Genomic DNA, 4,235 nt, shown 5'->3' with positions numbered 1-4,235 from the left:
GTTATGGTTATTAAAAATGAAATTTACAAAGCTTAGTAAAACAATCTGTTTGGCTCTGTTTGCCTTACATATCACTCCCACATTTGCCGAAGACTCGCCCCTGATTCCAGTGACCATTGAAAAGGCTCACAAACAAGCATTCACTTCTTCAATCAACGAAGTCGGCAAAATTAGAGCAACAGATTCTGCTGCATTGACCTTTAGCGCTTCCGATAAAATTCTCGAAATTCACTTCAAAGATGGAGATTCGGTTAAGAAAGGTGAGCTGATTGCTCAACTAGATAACACCAAAGCGAAAGCCGATTTAGATAAAGCTAGAAGCTCGTTGGCGCTTGCAAAGTCAAAATTAAAGCGAGTACAAGAGCTACTGAAAAAGCAACCGGATTCAATGTCTCAGCAAGACGTTGAAGAGCTAAAAGAACAAGCGAATCTCGCGGCCGCTGACTTCCGTCAGAAAGAAGCACTAATGAATGATTACCTATTGGTAGCGCCTTTTGATGGCCAGCTAACGAACTTCAACCATTCTGTGGGTAGCAAAATTGATAGTTCAACGGCCTTGGTTAGTTTGATCAAGCTTGATCCAGTTGAAGTTCAGTATTCAATTGGGCAATCAGACCTAGGTAATGCAAAGTTAGGGCAGAATGTATCGATCCAAGTTGATGCATTTACTGACGAGGCTTTCTCTGGCGTCGTAGACTACATTGCTCCGGCTGTTGACGAAAGCTCAGGTCGAGTAGAGGTTCACGCGCACGTGACCAATCCAGAGCATCGCTTGGTTCCGGGCATGTTTGCCAAGGTGAGCCAAATGACCAGTGAAGACTCAACGAAAATGGTCGTTTCTCAAAACGCGGTCCAAGCCAAAGATGCAGAGCGTTTTGTCTGGGTAGTAAATGGAAACAACATTGAACAACGAATCGTTGAGCTCGGTGTAAATACTAATGATGGGTATGTCGTTGTCGAAAAAGGGTTACAGCAAGGTGATAACGTAGTAGTTACGGGCCAGCAAAACCTTAAGAAAGCCTCTTTGGTTAAGGTTATGAACCCGAATGTTGAGCAAAAAACAGTAGAGTTGATGCCTCAAAATGTAACTGAACCGATTGAACAAACCACTGAGACACTACTTGATGAACAATACCCTGTAGAGCCGACGGTTGATTGGACTGACGACTCAAAAGATTCAGAAGAAGAGCCAAATGCAGCCAGCAAAACTAAGGTGACTGCTGAGCAAAGCAGTCAATCAAACAGCAAGGAAGCGATAACGAAGGAGAGCCCGAATGAAGCTTCCTGAGATTTGTATTAAGCATCCTGTTTTTGCTTCAGTGTTGAGCATCGCCATCGTATTACTTGGCGTGCTGTCATTTCAGAAGCTATCGATTCAGTACTTTCCTGAACATAAAACACCTTCAGCAACGGTAACGGCTGCGATTAATGGTGCAAGCGCAGAGTTTATGTCGCGCAATGTTGCGGACAAATTAATTACTGCTGCTACAGGTCTTGATAGCGTAAAGACCATGACGACGGACTGTCAGGAAGGCACCTGTAATTTAAACATCATCTTCGAAGATGATGTTGATGACGTTGAATACACTAGCCTGATGAACAATCTTCGCAGTAGTGTTGAAGCCATTGGCGATTTCCCGCCGAGCATGACAGATAAACCAACGGTCACCGACGACTCATCAGACACCAGTACGCCAAGTAATATCATCACATTTGTTAACACTGGCAAAATGTCTAAACAAGATATGTACGATTACATTAGTCAACAAGTTGTCCCTCAGTTTAAACATATTCAAGGTGTTGGTGGTATTTGGGGGCCATACGGTGGTAGCCAAAAAGCAGTGAGGGTTTGGCTTCAACCTGATCGCATGATGGCGCTCAACATGAGTGCTTCTGATGTAGTGGGTACACTGAGTTCTTACAATGCGACATTTACCGCGGGTACTATCAAAGGACAGGTTCGAGACTTCTCTATAAACCCGGTTAATCAAGTGACCAGCGTTGATGATGTCCGAGACTTAGTGGTACGTGTCGATAACGGAAAGATCATTCGTATTGGCGATATCGCTGAAGTCAAAATGGGAGAAGAAAGCCTAACGCCAAGTATTCTTCGTGTTGACGACAACTTAGCGATGTCGATTCAGGTCTTGCCTCTTAAAAGCGAAAACCCAGTAACGGTTGCTAATAAAGTTAAAAAGCAAATCGACCTAATTCAGCCTCAATTGCCTGAAGGCATCGAGATGAAAATGGTTTATAACCAAGCTGACTTTATCAAAGCGGCTATCGATGAAGGCTTTATGACTTTGGTGGAGGCTATTGTCCTTGTTTCCGCCGTTGTTGTTCTTTTCCTTGGCTCTGTACGCGTTGCTTCTATTCCGATCATTACCATTCCTGTGTGTGTGATTGGTGTATTTGCGGTGATGCATTTACTCGGGTTTAGTATCAATGTTCTGACAATCTTGGCGATCATTCTGGCGATTGGCTTGGTGGTTGATGATGCGATTGTTGTTGCGGAAAACTGTTATCGTCATATCGAAGAGGGCGAAACTCCGTTCAACGCTGCTATCAAAGGGTGTCGAGAGATCGTCTTCCCAGTAATTGCGATGACATTGACTTTGGCCGTTGTTTATTTGCCAATCGGCTTGATGGCAGGCCTGACGGCCGATCTGTTCAGGCAATTTGCTTTCACACTTGCAGCTGCTGTAATCATTTCTGGGTTTGTCGCGTTGACGCTATCACCGATGATGAGTGCTTATTTGATGAAGCCTGTCTCGACGCCTGCAAAGTGGTATCAAAAAGTCGATGCAAAGCTCAACGTGTTGTCTGACCGATACACTAAAGAGCTTGGTAAGTGGTTTGATCGTAAAGCACTAATGAGCGGTATCGCTTTAATGCTTATTGCGTTGTCTGCTTTGGCCGTTTGGAAGATGCCTCAAGTTCTGTTGCCAACAGAAGATACCGGTTTTGTAGAGGTTACCTCAACACCACCAACGGGTGTTGGTCGTCAATATCACCTTGATAACAATGAACAGTTAAACAGTGTATTTAAAGGCGATGATTCAGTTGAAGCGAACCTGTCTTACATTGAAGGCACACCGACCAATCACGTTCTACTAAAACCATGGGGAGAGCGTGACCAGTCTGCAGATGAATTAGTTAATGAGTTTATTGCCAAAGCGCAAAGCTCAGTTTCGGCTTATGGTATGTCTTTCAAGGTTCGCTCAGCGGATAACTTGAATATTGCGACTAACATGATTCTTGAGCTTACAACTGTGAATCGTGATACCGGCGCTTTGTCTGAAACAGCGAGCAAAGTGGTAGAGGCTCTTGAGGATTATGAGGGTGTCACTAACGTTAAAAACTCAATGTTACGCGACCAACTGCGCTATGACTTATCGATTGACCGCAATGCGATTGTTTTATCTGGGGTGGATTACGGAAATGTTACCAACGCGCTGTCGACTTTCTTGGGCTCAGTGAAAGCTGCCGATTTACAAGCGGATGACGGCTATACATACCCAATCCAAGTACAAGTGAATCTGAAGGATCTTGGTGATTTCAAAGTTTTGGATAAATTGTATGTGGATTCACAATCGGGACAAAGGCTTCCTCTATCTCAGTTTGTTTCCATCAAGCAAGTAACATCGGAATCGAACTTTAAGACTTTCATGGGACAAGACAGCGCTGAAATTACCGCTGATCTTATGCCGGGATATACCGCAAGTGATGTAAAAGCATATATCGACGACACGGTGCCAAGCCTATTGAAACCAGCACAGAGCTACGAATTCAACGGTATTGTCAAAGACCTTGTGGATTCTACAGCTGGTGCGCAGGTGCTATTCGTACTAGCGTTAGTTTTCATCTTCTTGATTTTGGCGGCGCAGTTTGAAAGTTTTGTCGACCCGATGATCATTTTGCTCACCGTTCCTCTGTGTATTGTTGGTGCGATTTTGACATTATCGGTGTTTGGTCAAAGCCTCAACATCTACTCGAAGATCGGCTTACTGACACTGGTGGGCCTTGTGACGAAGCACGGTATCCTATTGGTGGAATTCGCCAATGAGAAACGTAAATCAGGCGCAAGTGCAAAAGAAGGCGCGATCAGCAGTGCACGTTCAAGATTGCGTCCTATCTTAATGACGTCGTTGACGATGATCCTAGGCTCGTTACCTTTAGCCTTGGCCGATGGGCCTGGTTCTCTCGGTCGTATCAACATCGGTTTAGTATTGGTG

Annotated in this window: 2 protein-coding genes; both read left to right on the top strand. The window is 44.5% G+C overall.

Annotated elements, in window-relative coordinates; all coding sequences use genetic code 11:
* Positions 1-16 precede the first annotated feature (16 nt).
* Complete coding sequence (locus BCT81_RS13890) at positions 17-1,288, top strand: efflux RND transporter periplasmic adaptor subunit (protein WP_102424801.1); 1,272 nt, start codon at positions 17-19, stop codon at positions 1,286-1,288.
* Positions 1,275-4,235 (top strand): efflux RND transporter permease subunit (locus BCT81_RS13885; protein WP_102424800.1); only part of this gene is annotated, 2,961 nt, incomplete at its 3' end. The genes BCT81_RS13890 and BCT81_RS13885, both read left to right, overlap by 14 nt.

This window comes from Vibrio sp. 10N.261.52.A1, assembly GCF_002876325.1.
GTDB classification, from domain to species: Bacteria; Pseudomonadota; Gammaproteobacteria; order Enterobacterales; family Vibrionaceae; genus Vibrio; species Vibrio chagasii.
Note: the sequence above shows the minus strand (reverse complement) of the source record. Positions and strands in the feature narration are given on the sequence as shown.